This window comes from Rhodococcus sp. IEGM 1305 (assembly GCF_030058635.1).
Taxonomy (GTDB): domain Bacteria; phylum Actinomycetota; class Actinomycetes; order Mycobacteriales; family Mycobacteriaceae; genus Rhodococcus_F; species Rhodococcus_F opacus_D.
Map to the genome: position 1 here is coordinate 120667 of NZ_JASHKX010000004.1, position 22366 is coordinate 143032.

Below are 22366 nucleotides of genomic sequence, written 5' to 3' on the forward strand. Positions count from 1 at the left end.
GCAATTCTCGGACGGTCCCCCTTCCTTCACAGAGAACCGAGGATCCACCATGAACCAGTTGCTCAGCGGGATCCGGGTCCTCGACCTCACGCGGGCCCTCGCCGGTCCGCTGTGCACGGCACTGCTGTCGGATTTCGGCGCCGACATCATCAAGGTCGAGACCCGTTCCGGTGGCGACAGTTCCCGGCAGTGGCCGCCGTTCGACGGCAGCGACAGCCTGTACTTCGCCTCCGTCAACCGCGGCAAACGGTCCGTCGCGCTCGACATGCGCAGCGAGCAGGGTCGGAAACTGCTGCGCCGCATGGCCGTCGACGTGGACGTCATCGTCGAGAACTTCCGACCCGGCGTCCTCGCGGACATGGGACTCGATCAGGAGTCGCTCGCCGAGGACAATCCCGGAGTGATCGTCATGAGTGTCAGTGGTTTCGGCCCGACCGGACCCGAGCAGTTCTCGCCGGGACTCGATCAGGTGGCGCAGGGCATGTCGGGTCTGATGTCGGTGACCGGCGCGGGCGACCACACGCCGATGCGCGTCGGCATCCCGATCATCGATACGGTGTCCGGTATCTATGCGGCGCTGGGCATCACGGCGGCACTCGTGTCGCGGGGCCGTGACGGCGCCGGCCATCACGTGCAGACGTCGCTGCTCGAATCGGCCCTGTCGATCATGTCGTTCCAGGCGCAGAACTATCTGAGCACCGGACGCGTCGCGGAACCGAACGGCAACACGCACCCGACGATCACGCCATACGGCACGTTCGACACGGCCGATTTCCCCATCATCATCGCGACCGGCTCGGATCGGCACTGGGAGTCGCTGTGCCAGGTTCTCGGGGATCCCGAACTCGCCGACCGGCCCGAATACCGCACCGGCCAGTCACGACTCGCGCACCGCGATCGGCTCACCAAGGAACTCCTCGAACTGCTGTCCGTGCGGCCGGCCGCCGAATGGGTGACGGCGATTCGCGCGGCGGGCATCCCGTGCGGTCCCGTCCACACGATCGATCAGGCCTTCGCCGACCCGCAGGTGCAGGCGCTGAAGATGGTGCAGCCGGTGGCCACACCGAACGGCGGTGAAGTGCCGCTGGTCCGTGGTCCGTTCTGGGTGGACGACGAGACCCTGCCCATCCGGAATGCGCCGCCGATGGTGCTGGGACAGGACACGGCCGAGGTGCTCGGTGAATTCGGGCTGAGCGACGAAGACATCGAGGGCCTGCGGCGAGACCGGGTGATCTGACACCCGCGTCGGCCGTGGTCGCCTCACAACCGGGCGGCCACGGCCAACGCCACGTGCTCGCACCATGGGCGCGCGACGACCTGCACGCCGATCGGCAACCCGGACCGGGTGCTTCCCACCGGAACGACGACGGACGGCAGACCCGTCACACTGATCGCGCGGCAACTCGCCAGGGCCTGAGCCCACGTGAGCGACTGCCCACCGACGTCGAACAGTTCCTCGCCGAGCGGTGGCGCCGGGATCGAGGCGACGGGAAGGACGAGCACGTCGCCCATCTCGCCGAGCAATCGGTGGACGAGTTCCGCTCGCTGCGCCCACAGTCGCTCGACCAGGCACCGGTCCACGTCCCGCGCGTCGGCGAGCATCGTGGCGATGTTCGTTCCGAAGTCGGTGCCGAGTTCTTCTATGTCGGTGTGGGTTTCGACCGAACGCAAAGTACCGAACAGCTCGTTCCCCTCCGACAGCGCCGCCCCTCGGTACGGTCGGGCATCGAGCCTGCCGGCGGCGCCGGCGACGGCCGCGGCGATCTCCTCGCCGACGGGCACGGTTCCGTCACCGGGCGCCCACGTGATGTCGAGACGCGGAAGGTCCACCGAAGCCGGGTCCGTCCAGCGGTACTGCCGGGACGAGAGCACCCGCAGCACGAGCGCCGCGTCGTCCAGTGTCCGCGCCATCGGGCCGATCGTCTGCAGCGTGCCGTGCATGGTCGCCAGATTGGTCAGCAGGTGATCACCCGACGGGACGCCGGGATACTGTCCGTCGGGGTCCACCCGGCCGATCGTCGGGCGCACCGACCGCAGACCCGTGCAGTGGGCGGGCCAGCGGACCGAGCCGCCGAAGTCGGTGCCGAGACCGACAACACTCATCCCGGACGCGATCGCCGCCGCCTCGCCGCCGCTCGAACCGCCGGGGGAGCGGGAGACACCGCCGGGCCGCAGCGGGTTCACGGTGTACCCGAACAAGTCGTTGTGCGTCAGACCGCTGGCCCCGAACTCCGGGGTGTTCGTCTTCCCGACGAGAATCGCGCCGGCCGCCCTCATCGCGGCCACCGCGGGCGCGTCGACAGAAGGCACGTTGTGCTCGAGCGCGCGCGATCCCGCCGTCGTCCGAACACCCGCGGTGGCGATCAGGTCCTTCACGGTGAACGGGACCCCGGCCAGCGGACCGACGTCTTCCCCTCGGCCGATCCGGATGTCGAGGTCGTCGGCGGCCCGGATCGCCTGATCCTCCGCGACGGTGACGACGGCGTTCAGCTCCGGGTTCCGGGCCTTGATGTGCGCCAGGTGGTCGTCGAGCACCTGGCTCGCGGACACCTCCCGGTTCGTCACCGCGCGGGCGATCGTCTGCGCGTCCGAGCCGACCCAACTGCCGTCGTTACCCCACACATGTCCTCCTCGGCTCGTGCTCAGGGGTCGACGCTAGACATCGCCGGACCCGCCGCACACGGCCAGTGTGCACAGGAAACCGTGGCCCGAGCTGTGAAGAGTTGATACTTCGCCGCGCTACGGGCTCTGGGAGGATCAGGTGATGCTTCCGCCCTGGGTCCGCCTCGCCGCCGCGCTGTTCGCGGTCAGCTGGGGTGCCAACCAGTTCGCCCCGATGCAGCTCGTCTACCGCGAACATCTCGGTCTCGGCAACGGCTCGTTCACCGCGATGCTCGCGTCGTACGTCGTCGGGCTGGTGCCCGCTCTGCTGTACTTCGGGCGCGTGTCCGACCGGTTCGGGCGGCGCGCGGTGATCCGCCCGATGATCCCCGTCGGCATCGTCTCCTCCCTCGTCCTCATCGCGGGCGCCGCCGTCCCCGACCTGCTCTACCTGGGCCGGGTGCTGGCCGGACTCGCGTCCGGCATGGCGTTCGGCGCCGGCACCGCCTGGATGAAGGAACTCAGCTCCACCGCCCCGGCCGGGGCGGGTGCACGCCGCGCCGCCGTGTCGTTGTCCGCGGGATTCGGCTGCGGAGCCCTGTTCGCCGGCGTGATCGCGCAGTGGCTCCCCGCCCCCGAACTGCTCCCGTACCTGGTGCACATCGCGCTGATGCTCGGAGCCCTGGCGCTGGTGTGGGCGGTGCCCGACGTTCGGGTCCGGGCGACAGACCTCACCGCCACACCCCTGTCGGCGCTGGCGACACCCCAGTTCCGATGGGGCATCGCACCCTGGGCACCGTGGGTGTTCGGTGTGGCGACCGTGTCGTTCGCGACCCTTCCGCCGCTCGTCTCCGAGTCGCTGCGGTCCACGTCGGTGGCCTTCACCGGGCTCGTCGCGGCGCTGACCCTGATCACCGGTGCGGTGATCCAGCCGTGGGCCAAACGGTGGTCGCAGCAGGACGACGCCGCCGCCGGAATCCGGGTCGGCATCACCCTCGGGGTGCTGGGCTTCGGCGCCGCGACCGTGGTCGCGTACACGGACGGGGCGCCGGCCGTCGCCGCGATCGTCGTCGCGGCCTTCCTCCTCGGAGCCTGCTACGGCATACTGCTCGGTTCCGGTCTCGCGTCCGTCGAAAGACTGGCACCGGCAGACGAACTCGCGCAGACCGTGGCGGTGTTCTACTGCCTGATCTACGTCGGCTTCGCCGTCCCGTTCGTCATCTCACTCCTCGCCCCGCACGTCGGTTACGCCACCTGCTTCGTGGGGGCGGCACTGCTGATGCTGCTGTCCATGGCAGTGGGCCGGAAGGTGAAGGACCGGCACCTCACCCACACGTGAGTGGCGAAGCGGGCCCCGGGCCCCGTCGCCACACACCAGGGGGGGGTGCAAGCCGGCGGTCGCGCCCCACACGCCGCACGCGGGCACCAGCGCCTCACTGCGCGGCTGCGGCGTACCGGCCCGCGACCGCACCGGGAGCAGCGGCGGCCACGGCCAGTGCTGGCCGAGTCGGCCCCGCGCGCGCAGGAAGCCGAGACCGAGCACGAGCCCGAAGATCAGGTGCCCGATCAGCGACAACGTGATCGTCGTCGGCGTGAGCGGGAACATGTCGTGCTGTCCGTGCGGCGACAGGGCGACCGTTCCGATGAGCCCGGCCCACACCGGGAACACCGCGAAGGTGACGAACGCGAGGAGGACGACGCGGCGTGACCGATGTTGGAGGCCGAGCGCGAGGGCGATGAGGAAGAAGGCGATTCCGATGCCGCCGCCGTCGCCGAGGTACCGCCACAGGTAGCCGACGATCGCGCCGGTCCGGGTGTCGGTTCCCGAGTGCAGCCACGTACCCATTTTCGGAATGAAGTCGCCCCACAACCCGAGCAGATACACGGTGTCGAGGCGGAAGACGTCGTAGGCCAGACACGCGAACATCCCCCAGCCGAGGCCGTGGCCGACGATGCGGTCGATCGGGTGCGGAGCGAACACGCACAACACGGCGAGGGTGGCGGCGAGCGGAATGATCACCAGCGCACCGGTGGCATTCATCGGCACGACACCGAACACCTGCGCCGAGATCGCGAGCAGTGGTAGGGAGGCGAGCAGCAGATACAGGCCCATCCGGGCGAAGGCCCAGTGGTGACGGGCTTCTTTTTGGACGGATTCGGCCGCGGGCAGGGCGGCGCCCGGCGGATCGTGTTCGTGGACGTCAGGGACGGTGGCACCGAGGATGCGGGGCATGGGGGGTTCCTTTCGGTCGTGGGGTTTCTCTCCGAGTAGTCGGTTTTCGAGATCCCCAGCGTCCGTCGAGTGCCCGGCCTTCGAATAGTCCCCCGAGGGGTGGTGATAGCCACCCCTGTACGTACGCCCCGTCAGTACGCTCGCCCGAAGATCACCCGCTTGCCATACGCCGACGCCGCGCCACATCGCACGCACCCACCTGCCTCCGGTTCGCCGCCGAGCGGAACACATCGCGGGGTGGCAGCAGTGAGGGACTTGATCTCCTCCTCGCACGCGGCAATCCCGCAGTGCAGGGCCAGTGCCCACCCGGTCGACACCGCGTCCGCGAAATCCTCCCAGATGTCGACGGTTCGGGTGTGGTCGTCGCGGAACGCGGTGGCCCGAGCGAGCAGGAAGGCCTGAAAGTCGTCCAGGACCCCCGGCATGGTCTCGGGCAGGGAGCCGATCGGCACGGCCTGCTTGCCGTCGTCGCCGAGCCGTTTCACCATCATCACGGTGCGGGCCTCCAGATCTCGCGGACCGAGCTCGAGCCGGACCGGGACGCCGCGCATCTCCCACTCGTTGTACTTGAAACCCGGGGTGAGGTGGGGACGGGCATCGACATGGGTCCGCACCCCTACCGACCGCAGGCGGCGGGCCAGCTCGTCGGCCGCTTCCTCGACCGCGACGTTGCCGCCGCGGGTGATCGGCACGATCACCACCTGGTGGGGCGCCAACCGCGGCGGGAACACCAGGCCCTTGTCGTCGCCGTGCGTCATCACGATGCCGCCGATCATCCGGGTGCTCATTCCCCAGGACGTGGTGTGACACAGCTCCTCTCGGCCCTCCTCGCTGGTAAACCGGATGTCGAACGCCGACGCGAACTTGGTGCCCATGTAATGCGAGGTGCCGGACTGCAGCGCACGGCCGTCACGCATCATGCCCTCGATCGTGTAGGTCGCCACCGCACCGGCGAACCGTTCGCCGGGTGTCTTCTCACCCGGAACGACCGGGATCGCGGCCAGCTCACGCGCCACCTCGTGATAGATGTCCAGGGCCAGCATCGTCTCGCGGCGGGCGGACGCCTCGTCGACGTGCGCGGTGTGACCCTCCTGCCACAGAAACTCTGTCGTGCGCAAGAACATTCGCGGCCGCAGCTCCCACCGCACCACATTCGCCCATTGATTCAACAGCAGCGGCAGGTCGCGGTGCGAGCTGATCCACTTGGCCATCATCTCGCCGATCACCGTCTCCGACGTCGGCCGCACCACCAACGGCTCCTCGAGAACCTTCCCGCCGGCGCGGGTGACCACCGCCAGTTCCGGGGAGAACCCTTCGACGTGTTCGGCCTCCCGGCCCAGGTAGCTTTCCGGAATCAGCAACGGGAAGTATGCATTCTCGTGACCGGTGTCCTTGATACGACGGTCCAGCTCGGACTGCAACAGCTCCCACAGCCGGTACCCGTACGGCCTAATCACCATGGTGCCCTTGGCCGGACCTCGATCCACGAGACCCGCCTTGAACACCACCTCGTTGTACCAGGCAGCGAAGTCCTCACTCTGGGCTGTCACACCACGCTCATCCCGTGCCATGCCCAGACAGACTACTCGGGAGAATCAGCCGTCCGCAGCTGTCGAATGACGAGTTCCGGTGCAGCCTGTCCGAGATCACCCTCGCCGCACCGGCGAGGACAGACAGGGAGGCCAGATGACCGCAGCCCATGCCGTCTCGCCTGGCTGGGAATGGTGCTCGCGATCTCGTTCCTGAGTCCGTCATCCGTTACGCTGCTGCCCAGCCGCATTGTGTGTTCGTTTTTTTCGTTTTATGGTGAGGTATGGGCGCTGGGTCGAACCACACGGTATTGCCGCCGGCCACCGACGATCGGGATCTTCTCGCAGCACTGAAGGCCGTTCTTGCTGGTTCTGACGAGGTGTCGATCTCGTCCCCGGGCGGGTCGGTGCCGTTGCCGGACAGTGTTCGGGGGTTGCTCGTCGACGCGGTTGCTGCTTTGGATCGGGGTCAGGCGGTGACGGTGGAACCTCATCGCACGGTGTTGACGACGCAGGAGGCCGCGGACCTGTTGGGCATTACGCGGCCGACGTTGGTGCGGTTGTTGGAAGCGGGGAAGATCCCCTACACGTCGCCGGGCCGGCATCGCCGGGTGGAGTTGGCGGACGTGCTCGAATTCCAGCAGGGTGAGCGTGCGCGCCGGGGCCAGGTGTTCGAGGAGATGGCGCACGAGGAACCCCCGGACCCGGGCGATGCCGCTGACGGCTTCGTGTCGACTCGTTGATCTGGGCAGGGCGACCTATGACGACCTTGCGGGTGGTTCTCGACACGTGCGTCATGCTTCCCCAGGCCCTGAACAACCTGCTGCTGACGCTGGCCGATGCCGAGTTGTTCCGGCCGGTGTGGACAGCGGATCTGCTAGACGAGGTCGAGCGCAACCTGTCCGGGGAGAGGTTCGGTAAGTCGCCGCAGCAGGCGGCGCGGCGAGTGCAGCAGATGCGCAGAGCATTCCCCCTCGCAGAGGAGGAATCACGCGGATACCGTGAGCTGATCCCCGCGATGACCAACGATCCGAAGGACCGGCACGTCCTGGCTGCGGCGGTGCGGTCCGGTGCGGGTGTGATCGTGACCGCAACCCTGCAGGATTTCCCGCCGGCGGCCCTCGATCCGTTCGACGTCGAGGCGATCCACCCCGACGACTTCCTCTGTGATCTGCTCGATCTGGACCCGGAAGCAGTGCTCGAGACCATGCACCTACTGCTCGACCGGAACATGCTCCCGCCGCGCACGGTGGGGGAACTGCTCGAGTCGCTCGAGCGGCTGACCCCACAGTTCGTCAACGCCGTCCGCGCATTGCTCGTCGCCCGGGGCGAGGCTCCCGACATTGGTGCGGTGCCGGCTGCGTCCTCCTTTCCTGAGTTGACCGACCAACAGGTCAGCGCCTTGCTGCCCGAGATGCGGGAGGCCTACCTCGAGCTTCGTGCGATGGATCCGGCGGAATTATTGCGGTTCCTCGGGCATACGAAGCTGGTGAGTGCGGCGTGGGCGTTCTTGACGTCGGTGTGCGTCGACGGTGATCTGTTATCGGTGTGGCCGAACGTGGATCCCGACTTCCGGTCGGTACTCGCATGGCGGTGGGTGCGGGACAACCATTATCAGATGACTGTCGACGGTTGGGAGGGTGAGGCGGTCGCGGCGGCCCTCGCGGGTCCGGTGCCGGAGCATCCGCTGTGGGTGCATTTCGAGCGTGTGCATGTGCGGTCGTTCCGGGCGATGCTGCCGGACCCGGCGACGTGGGGGATCGGTACCGGAACAAGGATCGTGGGCCCCGGTGTGGAGGTGCTCTATGTGCACGAGATGTCGACGCTCGACAGCGGTGTGTGGGAGCCGAACGTTCCTCGGCCGGTGTTTCCGATCCTGATGCATCTCGTCGACGATCGGTGGCTGGTGCGGAATCTGGGGTCCGAGGAGGACCCTGCCGCCTCGGCCTGATTCCTTCGCACCCGAACCTCGCCCGTACCTCGAGCGCGTTTGATTTCAGCTTCCTCACGCAGAAGTCCATAGCGTCCCGCAGATTCGGCTGATACCGGAATTCGTCCAGATCGATTCATCCGGTCCGCGATACGTTCGATGAAATCTGCCCGACGGCGTGATCCAGCTGACTCATCACTGAGGTAGACGTAATCCGAGTCATTCGAGGATGAGCGGGAGTTTCGTCGCCAGCTCGCCGAGTTCGGCCTTCTCCGTGTCGGTCGGGTCCCGCCGTCCGGTGCCGACCAGCAGTGCGTCCCTGTCGGAGAACGACGCGGGGAATGCGGCCCCGGCGATCTTCTCCAGCAAGTCGCGGGACCGGGCGAGGCCCTCTGCGGGCGGTTCCGCCACGCCTGGGAGGTAAGCGATCAGGTCGAGGTGGTGCAGCGTCGATTCCAGGACATACGCGGAGAGGTAGTCGCCTGCAGTGAGGACCTCGTCGCGGGTGCTGATCCGCAGATTCGGGTCGGCGAGTTCGGCGGCGCGGCCGGCGGCGGAGCCGACGTCGTCGAAGTGGTATTTGAGCAGCCGAGGCTCCTGGTACGCGGCGGCCAGACGGACGATCAGCGCGTCGAGCGGGTCGTCGCCGGTCGGCGGCGTGTCGGCGAGGTCCCAGTAGGTCACGGCGTCGCGAGTCGGTTCCGTGTCGGCGGGGGTGACGAGGGTGATCAGGACGTCCTGCGCGTCGATGATCAGGTGGCACACCAGATCCCGCACGAGCCAGCCGCTACAGCCGGACTGCTGTGCGAAGTCCTCGTCCGGCAGGTCGGCGACCGCCGTGCGTAACGCCGACCACGAGCGTGAGAAAAGATCCACATCGGCACGGTAGTGCGGGCGTACCGTCGATGTCATGACCGAGGACAACCAGGTTGCGCCGTGGGACGACATCTACCGAGGCGACGCGGAGGAATTTACGGGACCGGTGCCGTGGAACATCGGTGAGCCGCAGCCCGAGATCGCCGGGCTGATCGCGGAGGGCAAGTTCCGCAGCGACGTGCTGGACGCGGGCTGCGGACATGCCGAGACGTCCCTTCAGCTGGCGGCGCAGGGCTACACGGTGGTGGGCCTGGACCTGTCGCCGACGGCCATCGCGGTGGCTCAGGCCGCCGCAGCCGATCGTGGACTGACGACGGCGACGTATCAGGTGGCGGACATCAGTTCGTTCACGGGTTTCGACGGCCGGTTCTCCACGATCGTCGACAGCACCCTGTTCCATTCCCTTCCCGTCGACCGGCGACGCGACTACCTGCGCGCGGTCGCTCGGGCGGCCGCACCCGGCGCGTCCTACTACATCCTGGTGTTCGCGAAGGGCGCCTTCCCCGAGGGCGAGGGACCGAACCCGGTGACCGACGACGAGCTGCGCGAGGCCGTCGCCGAGTTCTGGACCATCGACGACATTCGCCCGGCCTTCATCCACGCGCTGCTCGGCCCGGAACAGGCCGCCAGCTGGGAGCACGACGAGAAGGGCCGGTCCAAGCTGCCGGCGTGGCTGCTGTCGGCTCACCTCGACTGAGTCAGGAGTCGGAAACCCTTACCCGGCTGAGCTGTTCGTACCGGACGGGCGCAGGAGGAATTCTCCGGCGAGTTGGATGGCTTCGCGTTTGGTGTACCCGGGGTGGTCTGCGACGATGAAGTGGCGGCCGATCGCAAGTCCGAACATGAGGGTGCTGCGTGCCTCGATTTCGTCGGGGTCGGTGACGAAGGTGCCGAACATCTTTCGCAGGAAGTCCATCCGCTCGTTGTCGATGGCGTGCAGGCGCGCCGCGACGGACCGGTCGTGGTGGGCCCAGGCCCGGATCGCGAGATCGATCCGTTGAAAGTCCTCCGAGTAGGTCAGTTGCCCCACGCGCCGGATTCTGTCGGCGGGGGTGCCGCCTTCGGCATCGGCTTGGGCGATAACGGCTTTGGTGCAGCGGCGTTCCCACTCGTCGAGCATCTCGGTGAGCAACGCGGGACGGCCGTCGAAGTAGCCGTAGAACCCGCCCTTCGTCACGCCGAGTTCGGCGGCGAGAGTCTCGACGCGGACGGCGTCGGGCCCTCCTCGCGCGAGGGCGTCGAGGCCCGCCTCTATCCAGCGGGCTCGTGTCGTGCGGGCGACGGCGGGAATCGGGCCACCTCCATTGATCGCGTTCAATTTGTACGGTACCGTATAGATGAAATATACGGTGCCGTATAGATCGGGGACGACAGTGCCACGAATAGCAGAGGCCACCTACATCGAGCAGCCCTGGCGCATCCACGAATTCACGCGAGACTTCGACGTCGAGGACGTGTGGTCGTTCCGCACTCCCGGAGCCGGGCCCGACGACTTACCGACGATGCTCGCGGCGATGCGAGCCGCAGGCGGACCCGCGAAGCAGCCCTGGCTGGTGAGGTTCCTGTTCGCCGCCCGATGGAAACTCGGGGCACTCTTCGGCTGGGACAATGCCTCAACTGGTGTCGGTGAGCGGGTTGCCTCGCTCCGCGACCGCCTGCCCAGCGATCTCCGGTCCGCTCCGCGCGGCCCGGACGACGAGGGCATGCCCCTCACCGCGGTGTACGAGCTCGACACGGAGTCCGCCCGCGAGCTGGCGAACAAGACCGTGCACACCGTGATGCATCTCGGCTGGGCGAGAGGAGCGAACGGCGATTACGAACTGCAGATGACCGTTCTCGTCAAGCCCAACGGATGGTTCGGGCGGCTCTACATGACCGCCATCGCGCCTTTCCGATACCTCGTCGTGTACCCCGCCCTGACCCGGCAATGGGAGCGAGCGTGGCGCGACCGCCACCAAGCGGCGACGAGGTAGACGGCTTTCGGACTCAGCGGCTCACCGCGGTTTCCCGCTCGACGCGCGACAGCTTCTCCGGGTTGCGCACGATGTAGAGCCCGGTGATCTTGCCGTCGTCCATCCGCACCGCCACGACGTCGTCGATTTCCCCGTCGAGCCGGACGATCAGCGCGGGGGAGCCGTTCATCTGCACCGGCTCGACCGACACCGTGCCGTCGATCCGGGGCAGGCCGGCCGCCAGCAGGCGACCCACCTTGTCGGCCCCCACGATGGGCCGCAGCACGGCCTGCTTGACTCCGCCACCGTCACCCAGGAGGACGACGTCCGGTGCGAGCAGGTCGAGCAGGCTCTGCAGATCGCCCGTTTCGAGCGCCCGTTGGAAGGCCTCGAGTGCGTCTCGGGACTCAGCCGGGGATACGACGCCGCGCGGCCTGCGCGCCGCGACATGCGCCCGCGCCCGGTGCGCGATCTGACGGACGGCGTCCGGGCTCTTGCCGACGGCGTCCGCGATCTCGCCGTACTCCAGAGCGAACACCTCACGCAGCACGAACACGGCCCGCTCGGTCGGCGCGAGCGTCTCCAGCACCAGCAGCATCGCCATCGAGACGCTGTCGGCCAACTCGACGTCCTCGGCCACATCGGGCGCGGTCAGCAGCGGCTCGGGCAACCAGGGGCCGACGTAGGACTCCTTGCGCCTGCTGAGTGTGCGCAGCCGGACGAGCGCCTGGCGGGTGGTGATCCGGACCAGGTACGCACGCTGATTGCGGACCGTGTCGAGATCGACCCCCGCCCACCGCAGCCAGGTCTCCTGGAGGATGTCTTCCGCGTCGGCGGCCGAGCCGAGCATCTCGTAGGCGACGGTGAACAGCAGATTGCGGTGGGCGACGAACGCCTCGGTGGCGGGGTCCGAACGATCGTCCTGGCTCCCGCCGCGATCTGCGGGTGTGGTCTGCGACGTGCCGGCCATGGTGGCTCCTCTTCACTCTCGACTGTGTCACACACCAGACACCGGACCCGGCCGTTTTGTGACACCCAGCCGTGTTGCCCGCTGCCAAATTACGTGACCGCGAGGCAGCGGCGTGAACGATTTATCACAAGGATCGGGTCGCCGGCATCTCATGTTCGTTCCGAGCAGTACACGACACCACGAGTGAGGACGAAGTCATGGACGCCCGATTCAACCTGTTCGACAACGAGATCGCCCTGAAGTTCGGCAAGAGGTTCGCCAACGCGTCCCTGGTGATCGACCAATCGCCACTGCCGAAGGCCACTCAGGAACTGGTCAAGATCCGGGCCAGTCAGATCAACGGCTGCGGCTTCTGCACCGACATGCACACCAAGGACGCCACAGCTGCCGGCGAGACCCCGGTCCGGCTCAACCTCGTCGCGGTGTGGCGCGAGGCCACCGTGTTCACCGAGGCAGAGCGGGCCGCGCTGGCGCTCAGCGAGGAAGGCACCCGGCTCGCCGACGCCCACCACGGCGTGTCCGACGAGACCTGGGCCCAGGTGCGCAAGCACTACGACGACGACCAGATCGCCGCGCTGGTCTCGCTGGTCGCCCTGATCAACGCCGCCAACCGGATCAACGTGATCGTGCGCAATCCGGCGGGTTCGTACGAGCCCGGCATGTTCGCCAGTATGACGAGCTGACCGGCAGACGACAGCCTCCTGACAACGAGCCCTTGACTTTGACACAGTGACAAGGACTCGAATGGTCGGCGAAGGAGGTGGTTGTCGTGAACACAACCAACCACGGTGGGTCGAATGCCCACCTCGTCGACGCACTGTCCGCAGCCGACCCGTCGGGTCGGCTGCGGGCGGCGCTCTCCGCAGGCACACGCCCCGATCCGCATCTCACGGACACTCTCGTCGATCGGTGCGCCGTCGAACCGGACTTCTTCGTCCGGGACATGCTGACCTGGGCATTGTGCCGCTTCCCGACCGAGCTCACGGTGCCGAGACTGGTCCGAGAGCTCGGGTCGGACACCGCGCAGGCCCGCAGTCAGTCGCTGCACACCCTGTCCAAGATCGGGGACCGGCTCGCCTGGCCCGCCGTGTCGGCACTCCTGCACGACGAGCACGACGAGGTCGCGCGCAGCGCGTGGCGGGCCGCCGTGGCACTCGTGCCGCCCGGCGACGAGGCTGCCCTCGCGGCCGATCTGACGACCGAACTCGGACGGGGCGACCAGCACATGCAGCTCAGTCTGAGCCGTGCTCTGGTGGGACTCGGGGACGCTGTCCTCCCGGTCCTCGACGCGGCCGGGACGAATCCCGATCCGCGTATTCGAGCGCATGCGGAGGCGACGAAGCGGCTCTGTCACGACCCCGACAGCGGGTTCACCCTCTCGGTCGAGACGGCGAAACGCGTCGCGGTCACCGGTCCGGACGCGTAGCAGGAGGCGATGGAATGTTGATCGGTGAGGTCTCCCGGCGTTGTGGTGTCAGCACGCGGATGTTGCGCCACTACGACGGGCTGGGACTGGTGAAGCCCACGGGCCGCACGTCCGGCGGCTACCGCGAGTACTCCGCCGACGACATCCGACGCCTCTTCCACGTCGAGAGCCTGAGGACCTTGGGGCTGTCGTTGAACGAGGCCAAGCGGGCACTGGACGAGCCCGATTTCGCACCGGCCGATCTGGTGGGAGACCTCATCCGGCACACGCGCCGGCGGATCGCTGCCGAGCAGGAACTGCTCGGCAAGCTCGAACGCGTCGACGCCGCCTCGCCTGCGGAGTGGGACGACGTCCTGCGCGTCGTCAGTCTGTTGCGTGCGCTCGAATCGGAGTCCGCGGCCCGCCGTCAGCAAGCGATCCTGTCTCAGGACGGGACTGCGTCGCTGCCCGTCGAAGCGCTGGTCGAGGCCATCCTGTCGGAGGACGACACCAATGTGGCCGGAGCGCTGCAGTGGTCGTTGGCGCGGGCCGCCGGCCCGGGACTCGCGGATCTGGCCGACGGTCTCGACGCGGAGGAGGTCGATGTCCGGCGTCGCGTCACTACCGCGATAGCGGCAATCCACACCGCGGAGGCGGCGGTTCATCTGAGACGAGCCCTCGATGATTCGGACGCCACGGTCCGCGGGTACGCGGCCCTCGCTCTCGGCTCCCGCGGAAGCGTCGACTCGATACCCGCCCTGATCGAGATGGTCGTCGAGGGGCGGCGCGATGTGGAGGCCGCCGAAGTGCTGGGCCTGCTGACGACGGTCTCACCCTCGGCCGACGACATCGTCCAGGCCCTGCAGGACACGCTCGGTGGCGCCGAGGACGCGCCCACGCGGTTGCGGATAACGCAGGCCCTTGCCGAGATTCCCGGCACCGCGGCCCGGCGGGCACTCGACGGGCTGACCCACGACGGCGACCGGACGATCGCGGCCACCGCAGCCGCGATCGTGAACATGCAGGACCGCGGACGAATCATCGAACGTTGAGCCTCCGACCCGTCCGGAGTCTGTGCTAGCCGCCGCGTTTGCGTCCGAAGGACCCCCGGCCGTTGCGGCGCAGCAGTGCCACCGTGGTGGCGAGGCGCCCCCGATTCAGGTCGGGTTCGAGACCGGCGCTTATGCGGTGCAGCTGGTCGGTGTGCCAGCCGAGGTCGAGTACCCCGTCGAGTGTTTTCAGGTCGACCACCTTGCCGAAGACGCCTCGCATCCCGGATCGCAGTTGGTGTGTGGTGAGAGTGTCGGTTCGCCCGGTGAGAATCACGTCGGCTGCGTCGGTCGTCGTTGCGGTGGGTCGGCCGATACCGACGACATCGCATTCGCCGGCCCCGATCGCCTGATCCATGGCGGTGCGGGAGCGGAAACCGCCGGTGACCGCCAGCGGGACATTTCCTGCCAGCGCGCGGACCGTGCGCGCGTACTCGAGGAAATACGCCTCGCGGGCGCGTGTACTGGCCGCGGCGGTGCCCATCATGGCGGGGGACTCGTAGCTTCCGCCGCTGACCTCGATCAGGTCGAGGCCTTCCTGCGCCAGTGCCGCGACCACGCCGCGCGACTCGTCCTCGGTGAATCCGCCGCGTTGGAAGTCGGCCGAGTTGAGTTTGATGCCGACCGCGAAGCCGGGCGACACCCTCGCGCGGATGCGGCGCACGACCTCGAGGACGAACCGCATCCGCCGCTCCGGGTCACCGCCCCAGTCGTCGTCGCGCCGGTTCGCCAGCGGTGAGAGGAACTGGGCGACGAGGTAGCCGTGTGCACCGTGAATTTGCACGCCGTCGAAACCCGCTGTCTCGCAAACGAGAGCGGCGGCGGCGAAACGTTCGATGATGTCCTCGATCTCGCCGGGAGTCAGCTCACGCGGGGTTACCGCGCCGGGAATATCGAGCGGGACCGCGCTGGGGGCGACGGGAGTGTGCCCGAGCGCCAGCGGGTTCGACTGGCGTCCCGGATGGTTGAGTTGCACCCAGATCGGTACGCCGGCGTCTTTGGTCGTCTTGGCCCAGCTTGTCAGTGCGTCGAGGTCGCGTTCGTCCTCGATGACGATATTGCCCGGCTCACCGAGCTGGGTGCGGTCGATCATGACGTTGCCGGTGACGAGTAGACCGTACCCGCCTCGACTCCAGGTGGTGTAGAGCCGCTCGAGGCGGCCGTCGGGAGCGTTCCGCGCGTCGCCGAGCGCTTCGCTCAACGCGGCCTTCATGATGCGGTTCGGGAGCACCTGGCCGCAAGGCAGTGGCAATGGGTCGTGGAGGGACGACATAGAGGTTTCCTTTCAGACGGATTCGTTGGTCACGACGTTGCAGAGAGCGCTGTGTGGGCGGCCCGCAGTGCAACCTTGTCGATCTTGCCGACCGCGTTCTTGGCGATGGTGTCCACCACGACGAGCGCGGTGGGGCGCTTGTAGCGGCTGAGTTTGCGCGCGCAGAGCGCTTGCAACGCAGCGGGATCGACGGTCGAATCGGGTGTCGGCTGGACATAGGCGACGACGACCTCACCCCAGATGGTGTCGGGAACGCCGATCACGGCGGCCTCGAGCACGGACGGGTCGCCGGCGAGGACGTCCTCGATTTCCCTGGGATAGATGTTCTCCCCGCCGCGGATGATCATGTCTTTCGAGCGCCCCACCAGGGTCAGGTAGCCCTCCGGATCGAGGTGGCCGACATCGCCCGTGTGCAGCCATCCGTCGATGACGGTCTGTGCGGTGTCCTCCGGACGGCCGAGGTAGCCGCGCATCACATTGGGGCCGCGCACGACGACCTCGCCGTCCACCCCGGGGCCCAGTTCGACGCCGTTCTCGTCGACGATGCGCATCTCCTGACCCGGGAAAGCGATCCCCACCGTTCCGGCGCGCCGAGGTCCCGAGACCGGGTTGAGAGTGGAGGCGCACGTTCCTTCGGACAGCCCGTAGCCCTCGAGGAGGGGAAACCCGTACCGGTCCTCGAACCGGGTCAGCAACTCCGCTGAGGCAGGTGCGGCGCCACAGATGCCGAACCGCAGTGAGGACGTGTCGGGCCGAACATCGGCCGGAAGCGCCGCCAGGATGCTGTAGATCGTCGGCACCGCGCTGAAGTAGGTGGGGCGTTCGGATTCGACGAGGTCGAAGAAGGTTCGGGGATCGAATCGGCCGGCGATGACGACGCTCGCGCCGGCGAGTAGCGGGGTGAGGACGCTGACGACGATGCCGTTGACGTGGAAAAGCGGCAGGATCAGCAGGCATCGGTCTGCCGGACCCAACTGCAGCGCCTGCACACCCATCTCGGCCATGGCGTCGATGTTGGTGTGGTCGAGCATCACGCCCTTCGGCACCCCGGTCGTGCCGCTGGTGTAAATCAGCAGGGCGAGTGCGGACGAGTCCGCAGGTGGTGTGTGATCGGACTCGGTCGCCTCCTGGAACAGCTCGTCGACGGCGAGAGTGGCAACGCCACCCAATAGGGTCGTGCCGTCCTCGACGACGAGCAGCCGTGCGGCGGAGTCGGCGAGCTGCCGAGCGACCTCGACGTCGGTCAGGGTCGGGTTGACCGGGGTGATGGTGGCGCCGAGTCGCCAGGTCGCGAACAGCAGCACCACGAACTCGGTGCGGTTGGTCAGCTTCAGGGCCACGACGTCTCCGGGCCCGATTCCCCGGTCGTGGAGGTGGCGGGTGGCCGCGCGAACTCGGTCGAGGAACTGAGCGTTGGTGAGCGATCCGGTGGCGTCGGAGACCGCGTGTGCGTGCGGGTCGAGATCGGCGCGGCGGTCGGGCAGCGATGCGAAGTTCATCGTGGTCGTGTTCACCTTCGGTGTGGTGCGGCCCGGCCCGGTGACGGTGTGACCGGTGCCGAGTCGAGTTGGCGGGTGAGGAAGTCGATCTGGTCACGGACCAAGGCCTCGAAGGGTTCGCCGAGGTAGAAGTCGAAGTGGCCGGCGTCGTAGGTCTTGATCTCGCCTCGTGGTGCTGTCCGCGCGTATCGGAGGGTCTGGGCGGGTGGGGTGACGGTGTCGGTGTTACTGATGCAGAACAGGATCGGAAAGGCGATCTTCTTCGCTGCCCGCCCGGGCCGGTAGGTGACGAGACTGGGAATCACCCGTGCCGCAACCTCGTTCCGGAACGTCGTCCCTGCCGGCACGATCGCCTGGTAGCCGGGCAGTGCGTCCGGGGCGTTCATCAGTGCCAGTGAACCGGGGGGCCCGGCGAGCGGAATCATGACCGGCGCGCGCCGACCAACCTTGGCCATCAGATCCCGGGCGACCACGGGGGAGGCCTTCACTGAGGCGGCCGGGCCGAGCGCGAGCGCGGAGGCCAACCCGTCGGTGAACGGGCACTGCGCGACCGCCGCCCGCAGTTCGGGGTGCCGTGACGCGACGGTGATGGCGTGGCCACCGCCGAAGGAGCTACCCCAGACCGCGATGCGTGTGCTGTCGAGACCGCCACGAGCCTTCACCCAGGAGATGGCGGCATCCCAGTCGGCGAGCTGCTTTTTGATCGACAGCAGCTGGCGCGGCCTACCGCCGCTGTCACCGAAGTGCCGATAGGTGAACGCGAAGGCGGCGATGCCGGCCTTGGCGAAACGTTCGGCGAAGGCGTCCAGGCGCATGTCGCGGGTGGCGCCGAGGCCGTGTCCGAGGATGACGACGGGCGGTGAGGTGACGCCGGTGGGCAGATACAGCCACGCGGCGCAGGAGCTGTCACCGGAGGAGAAGAGGACGTCGTGGCGGGTGAAAGGCTTCTTGGTGGCCATGGCTGGTCTCATCGTCCGTTCGTCGAGCGAAGCCCGGGCACGCGCCCCGATTCGAGGGCCTGCTTGTAGATGTCCGGGTTGTAGAGGGGCAGCTCACCGGTGGCGTCGGTGGTCGCAAGGTAGTCGAGCATCAGCTGCTGGCCGTCCTCGGATTGGTCGGTGCCGAGGAATTCGGTGCGCTCGACGTGCAAACCCTCCGTCAGCGACATCGATCCGCCGAAATACACGGATCTTTTGACCGCCGCGACCGCCTCCCTCGGCCGTGAGCCGAAGTACTCGGCGAGTTCGGTCGCCCGCGTGATCACGTCGCCCGTAGCCACGACCTCGTCGACGGCTCCGTTGGCGAGGGCCTGCGCGGGAGTGAACGGCCTGCCTTCGAGGATGGCGACCAGGGAGCGGTGGGTGCCGATCAGTCGGGTCAGGCGCTGGGTACCGCCACCACCCGGATTGATTCCCAGCAGTACCTCGGGCTGGCCGATGAAGAAGTCACCGTCGGCCATGACCCGCAGGTCGCACGCCCAGGCGAACTCCGCGCCGAGGCCGAGGGCTGAACCATTCAGGGCGGCAACGAAAATGACGCCACTGGCGTTCATCTTCAGAAACGTCGCGTGCAGCCGGTCGAGCTGGACCGCTCCCCACAGCGGGGTCCTGCGCACCACGGGCTCGAGGGCGCGGGCGCGATCAGCGCCTCTGGCCACCCGCGCGATCGCGGAGGCACCGCGACGGCCCAGCGGCGGGACCGCTGCACCCTCTTCCTGCAGCCACCGCACATCCGCATGGCTGACGAACCGGCCGGGGCGTGTCCCGGTGAACACGACCGCACGGACGTGCGCGTCGCGGTCGACGCGGTCCACCAACTCCTCGAGCTGGTTGGCTATGTCGAGGCCGAACAGGCTGTGCGGGCCGCCGTCGACGCGGACGATCAGCACGTCCCCGCGGTCCTCGACCTCGAGATGGCCTTTGTCTTCGTGTGTCATGAGATTTCACATCCGTAAATGGGAGGAAGGGGAAGGACGTGCGGCGAGCACCCGTGGGAGCGGCCATCAAACCTGTAACTTCGTTATGACGTACTATAACCATGTTATGCGGTGGTGGCAAGGGTCACTCGGTACTTCGGTGCCCACCAGGCGGAAAATGCGAAGTCAGGTGGAGATATGGGAGAGACGTCGCCGACCACACCCGAGGGTGTGCCGGAGCGGCTGATTCGAGCCACGGTCGGCCTGCTGGCCGAACAGGGCCCGTCCGCGATCAAGGCGCGGACGGTGGCGTCCGCGGCCGGACTGTCGACGATGGTCGTCTACCACCACTTCGGCGGCATCCCCGAGCTCGTCCGCGCGGTCGCAGACCATGGATTCACCGAACTCGGCACGGCCTTTTCCCAGGTCCCTGTGACGGAGGATCCGGTCGTGGATCTGTTCGTGCTGGCATTGACGTGCCGGCGCCAGGCGCGCGAGAACCCCCACCTCTACGACCTGATGTTCGGACTCTCCACTCGTGCCACCTACCGACCGTTGGAGTCGGACGTGCGGTTGAGTGGACATTCTCCGGCCTTCCGTGATGCCTACACACACGTCACCGACGCGTGTGCGCGCTTGGTGAACTCCGGCAGGGTCGAGCCCCACGCCCCGGAGGTGGTCGCGGCGCAGTTGTGGAGTTACGTGCACGGCTACATCACTCTCGAGCTGGGCGAGCACTTCGCCGAGTTCGACGACGCGGTGGGACAGGTGCTGCTGCCGATGGGCGTGAACTTTGCCGTCGGCCTCGGCGACACGCGCGAACGTGCCGAGGTCTCACACGAGAGGGCCGTGCGCATGTACGACTCGGTCCGGCCCGCTTTGGACAGCTCGGCGGGCGCCTGAGCCGAGACCGCGGGGCCCCGGCGCGAAGTCGTTGCTGGGGCTCGGATTCATCCCGACTGGAGGTTGATGGAGCAGCGGCATTGCCTTCGTCATATAACGAAGTTACAGTTGCCGCATGAAACGTGATCTCGTGGGCCGCAAAGTAATCGTCACCGGAGCCGCGCGCGGCATCGGCGAGCAGGTAGCACGCCTTGCCGCGGCGCAGGGTGCTCGGCTCGCCCTGATCGGTCTCGAACCCGACAGACTGCGCGCCCTTTCCGAGGAACTCGGCCCGTCGGCGCACTGGTGTGAGGCGGACGTGCGCGACAGCGCGGGATTGCGGTCCGCGATCGACGAGTGCGCCGATGTCATGAACGGCGTGGACATGGTCGTCGCCAACGCCGGAGTGGCCGCCTACGGAACGGTGCGACACGCGGACGAGGCGTCCTTCGAGCGAGTCGTGGACTGAACGGCGTATTCCGCACCCTCAAGCATGCGACACCTCATCTGCAACGCAGCCGGGGCCACGTCCTGATCGTGGCATCCGCACTGTCCTTCACCTCGATTGGCGGTCTGGCCTCTTACGGCGCGAGTAAGGCCGGGGTCGAGTCGCTCGCACTTGCCTATCGCGCGGAAGTGGCCCACCTCGGGATCACCGTCGGTCTTGTCCATCCGTCCTGGATCGACACCGACCTCGTGCGGGGCGCCGAGGTCGACATTCCTTCTTTTCAGCAGATGCGCCGGCGCCTGCCGTATCCGGGGAACGTCACGACCAGTGTCGACCGAGCGGCCTCCGCCATCGTCGACGGGCTCGCATACCGGCGCAGTCGCGTCTACGTTCCCCGGGCGGTCGCCGTCGCCAACTGGGCCAAGGCGCTGCTGAATTCTCCGGTCGTGTGGCCGTGGACCAGGCGGTTCTCCGCCGCGACAGTTCCCGACCTCGAAACCGAAGTTGCCGCCTTGGGCAGGAACGACCAACTCGTTCCAGAGTTGCCGCACCTCAGTGAAAACGATCAGCGCAGCCCGGCGCGCATCTAGCGAAACCGGCTGTGGTCCGCACGAACACAAGAGATAGGAAATCACGATGAAGGCTGTCGTTCTCGATCGATACGGGAACATTGACGGTGTGCGGGCGGGTGAGGTACCCGACCCGGAGTTGCGAGATGATGACGTCCTGGTTCAAATCCACGCCGCGAGTGTGAACCCCTTGGATCTGAAGATCCTGAAGGGAAAGCTCAAAGCTATTCTGCCGTACCGTCTACCGATCGTCCTGGGCAACGACCTGGCCGGTGTCGTCGTTCGAGTCGGCGCCGCGGTGCGCCGATTCAAGCCCGGCGACGAGGTATACGCGCGGCCCCGGCAAGATCGGATCGGCACGTTCGCGAAATTCATTTCCGTGAACGAGGAGGACGTGGCGATCAAGCCACGAGAACTCACCATGGAAGAGGCGGCGTCGATCCCTCTGGTCGGTTTGACCGCGTGGCAAGCGCTGATCGAGAGGGCAAACCTGGAAGCGGGACAGAAGGTTCTGGTCCATGCCGGCTCAGGCGGTGTCGGCACGTTCGCGATTCAACTGGCCAAGCATCTCGGCGCGACCGTGGCCACGACGACGAGCACCGGGAATGCCGATTGGGTCGAGCGCCTCGGTGCGGATGTCGTCATCGACTACAAAAAGGATGATTTCGCGGAGATCCTGCACGACTACGATCTCGTCCTCGACACCCTCGGCGGTGAGACGCTCAAAAGATCACTCCGCGTTCTCAAACCCGGTGGACAGATCATCTCCATCTCCGGTCCACCCGATCCCAGCTTCGCGAAAGAAGCCGGATTGAACTGGATCGTGCAACAGGTGATGTGCCTGCTGAGCTTTCGAATCAGACGGGCAGCGAAACGACGCGATGTGACCTATTCGTTCCTGTTCATGAAATCGAGTGGAGAACAATTACGCCGTCTTGCGTCCATCATCGATGCCGGCGCCATACATCCGGTCGTCGATCAGGTCTTTCCCTTCGAATCAACCAAAGCAGCACTGGATTACGTCGAGCAGGGACGCGCAAAAGGCAAGGTCGTTGTCAAGGTCGGAGGACAATCCCATAGCGAGGCCACCTTCTGGTGTCGTCGGGATCGGGTACTTCCGTCGACACCAGTCGATGGCGAGTCAGAACTGACGTCCGCGGTCGACAGGCAGTGAGTGAAACGTGAAACCGTGGAACGACGCAGAATAGTCTTGCTGGGCGCGACAGGGTATACCG

General features: G+C 67.2%; 21 protein-coding genes and 1 pseudogene. 12 read left to right on the top strand and 10 right to left on the bottom strand.

The genetic code is table 11. The annotated features are described in order from the left end of the window. Positions 1–49: 49 nt before the first annotated feature. A complete protein-coding gene (locus QM693_RS10290; RefSeq protein WP_283333331.1) occupies positions 50–1237 on the top strand; it encodes a CaiB/BaiF CoA transferase family protein in 1188 nt (395 codons plus the stop codon). Between the two features lie 23 nt (positions 1238–1260). Here QM693_RS10290 and QM693_RS10295 read toward each other — a convergent pair whose 3' ends face one another. Continuing rightward, positions 1261–2622 carry an amidase gene (locus QM693_RS10295; RefSeq protein ID WP_283352248.1) on the bottom strand — a complete coding sequence of 454 codons (1362 nt, stop codon included), beginning with the start codon at positions 2620–2622 and terminating at the stop codon, positions 1261–1263. 142 nt (positions 2623–2764) lie between these two features. Between QM693_RS10295 and QM693_RS10300 the strand changes: the two genes are divergently transcribed. Further along, complete coding sequence (locus QM693_RS10300) at positions 2765–3940, top strand: MFS transporter (protein WP_283352249.1); 1176 nt, start codon at positions 2765–2767, stop codon at positions 3938–3940. On the opposite strand, the gene QM693_RS10305 is transcribed toward QM693_RS10300, so the two are convergent. Next, positions 3824–4834 carry a hypothetical protein gene (locus QM693_RS10305; RefSeq protein WP_283352250.1) on the bottom strand — a complete coding sequence of 337 codons (1011 nt, stop codon included), beginning with the start codon at positions 4832–4834 and terminating at the stop codon, positions 3824–3826. The genes QM693_RS10300 and QM693_RS10305 overlap by 117 nt on opposite strands. A gap of 131 nt (positions 4835–4965) precedes the next feature. Continuing rightward, on the bottom strand, positions 4966–6405 hold the full coding sequence (gene proS / locus QM693_RS10310; RefSeq protein WP_283352251.1) for a proline--tRNA ligase: 1440 nt from the start codon (positions 6403–6405) through the stop codon (positions 4966–4968). A 242-nt stretch (positions 6406–6647) separates the two neighbouring features. Between proS and QM693_RS10315 the strand changes: the two genes are divergently transcribed. Both QM693_RS10315 and QM693_RS10320 read left to right on the top strand, forming a co-directional pair. Continuing rightward, positions 6648–7106 (top strand): helix-turn-helix domain-containing protein, encoded by a 459-nt coding sequence (locus QM693_RS10315; RefSeq protein ID WP_317571073.1) that lies wholly within the window; start codon positions 6648–6650, stop codon positions 7104–7106. Between the two features lie 17 nt (positions 7107–7123). Further along, positions 7124–8314, top strand: coding sequence for a PIN domain-containing protein (locus tag QM693_RS10320; protein ID WP_283352253.1), 1191 nt, complete (start codon positions 7124–7126; stop codon positions 8312–8314). Between the two features lie 198 nt (positions 8315–8512). Here QM693_RS10320 and QM693_RS10325 read toward each other — a convergent pair whose 3' ends face one another. Next, complete coding sequence (locus QM693_RS10325; protein ID WP_280779269.1) at positions 8513–9169, bottom strand: maleylpyruvate isomerase N-terminal domain-containing protein; 657 nt, start codon at positions 9167–9169, stop codon at positions 8513–8515. A gap of 34 nt (positions 9170–9203) precedes the next feature. Here QM693_RS10325 and QM693_RS10330 point away from each other — a divergent pair, with 34 nt between their 5' ends. Next, the gene (locus QM693_RS10330; RefSeq protein ID WP_283352254.1) at positions 9204–9866 is read left to right on the top strand and encodes a class I SAM-dependent methyltransferase; all 663 of its coding nucleotides are present in this window, start codon (positions 9204–9206) and stop codon (positions 9864–9866) included. An 18-nt stretch (positions 9867–9884) separates the two neighbouring features. Here QM693_RS10330 and QM693_RS10335 read toward each other — a convergent pair whose 3' ends face one another. Further along, on the bottom strand, positions 9885–10565 hold the full coding sequence (locus QM693_RS10335; protein WP_283333340.1) for a TetR/AcrR family transcriptional regulator: 681 nt from the start codon (positions 10563–10565) through the stop codon (positions 9885–9887). Between QM693_RS10335 and QM693_RS10340 the strand changes: the two genes are divergently transcribed. Further along, complete coding sequence (locus QM693_RS10340) at positions 10543–11142, top strand: DUF2867 domain-containing protein (RefSeq protein ID WP_283352255.1); 600 nt, start codon at positions 10543–10545, stop codon at positions 11140–11142. The genes QM693_RS10335 and QM693_RS10340 overlap by 23 nt on opposite strands. A gap of 13 nt (positions 11143–11155) precedes the next feature. Here QM693_RS10340 and QM693_RS10345 read toward each other — a convergent pair whose 3' ends face one another. Beyond that, positions 11156–12091, bottom strand: coding sequence for an RNA polymerase sigma-70 factor (locus QM693_RS10345; protein ID WP_009476517.1), 936 nt, complete (start codon positions 12089–12091; stop codon positions 11156–11158). A gap of 197 nt (positions 12092–12288) precedes the next feature. On the opposite strand from QM693_RS10345, the gene QM693_RS10350 reads away from it, so the two are divergent. From QM693_RS10350 to QM693_RS10360, 3 genes are all read left to right on the top strand, one after another. Then, positions 12289–12774, top strand: a complete 486-nt coding sequence (locus QM693_RS10350; protein WP_283352256.1) for a carboxymuconolactone decarboxylase family protein — start codon at positions 12289–12291, stop codon at positions 12772–12774. Between the two features lie 77 nt (positions 12775–12851). Then, the gene (locus QM693_RS10355) at positions 12852–13517 is read left to right on the top strand and encodes a HEAT repeat domain-containing protein (RefSeq protein ID WP_280779264.1); all 666 of its coding nucleotides are present in this window, start codon (positions 12852–12854) and stop codon (positions 13515–13517) included. Between the two features lie 14 nt (positions 13518–13531). Next, entirely contained in the window at positions 13532–14548 is a 1017-nt protein-coding gene (locus tag QM693_RS10360; protein WP_283352257.1) for a MerR family transcriptional regulator, read from the top strand. A 25-nt stretch (positions 14549–14573) separates the two neighbouring features. On the opposite strand, the gene QM693_RS10365 is transcribed toward QM693_RS10360, so the two are convergent. From QM693_RS10365 to QM693_RS10380, 4 genes are read right to left on the bottom strand one after another with little or no spacing between them, the layout of a single operon-like run. After that, complete coding sequence (locus QM693_RS10365) at positions 14574–15818, bottom strand: NADH:flavin oxidoreductase/NADH oxidase family protein (RefSeq protein ID WP_283352258.1); 1245 nt, start codon at positions 15816–15818, stop codon at positions 14574–14576. A gap of 29 nt (positions 15819–15847) precedes the next feature. Further along, positions 15848–17317 (bottom strand): class I adenylate-forming enzyme family protein, encoded by a 1470-nt coding sequence (locus QM693_RS10370; protein ID WP_283352259.1) that lies wholly within the window; start codon positions 17315–17317, stop codon positions 15848–15850. Positions 17318–17328: 11 nt separating this feature from the next. Next, on the bottom strand, positions 17329–18276 hold the full coding sequence (locus QM693_RS10375; RefSeq protein WP_283352260.1) for an alpha/beta hydrolase: 948 nt from the start codon (positions 18274–18276) through the stop codon (positions 17329–17331). Between the two features lie 8 nt (positions 18277–18284). Continuing rightward, on the bottom strand, positions 18285–19253 hold the full coding sequence (locus QM693_RS10380; protein ID WP_283352261.1) for an enoyl-CoA hydratase/isomerase family protein: 969 nt from the start codon (positions 19251–19253) through the stop codon (positions 18285–18287). A 177-nt stretch (positions 19254–19430) separates the two neighbouring features. Between QM693_RS10380 and QM693_RS10385 the strand changes: the two genes are divergently transcribed. The 3 genes and pseudogenes from QM693_RS10385 (at position 19431) to QM693_RS10395 (ending at position 22305) form a co-directional block, all read left to right on the top strand. Beyond that, positions 19431–20135: a TetR/AcrR family transcriptional regulator gene (locus tag QM693_RS10385; RefSeq protein ID WP_120661608.1), complete on the top strand. Its 705-nt coding sequence runs from the start codon at positions 19431–19433 to the stop codon at positions 20133–20135. Positions 20136–20250: 115 nt separating this feature from the next. Continuing rightward, positions 20251–21152, top strand: a pseudogene (locus QM693_RS10390) (SDR family oxidoreductase). Between the two features lie 46 nt (positions 21153–21198). Then, positions 21199–22305 carry an NADP-dependent oxidoreductase gene (locus tag QM693_RS10395; protein ID WP_283352262.1) on the top strand — a complete coding sequence of 369 codons (1107 nt, stop codon included), beginning with the start codon at positions 21199–21201 and terminating at the stop codon, positions 22303–22305. Positions 22306–22366 lie beyond the last annotated feature (61 nt).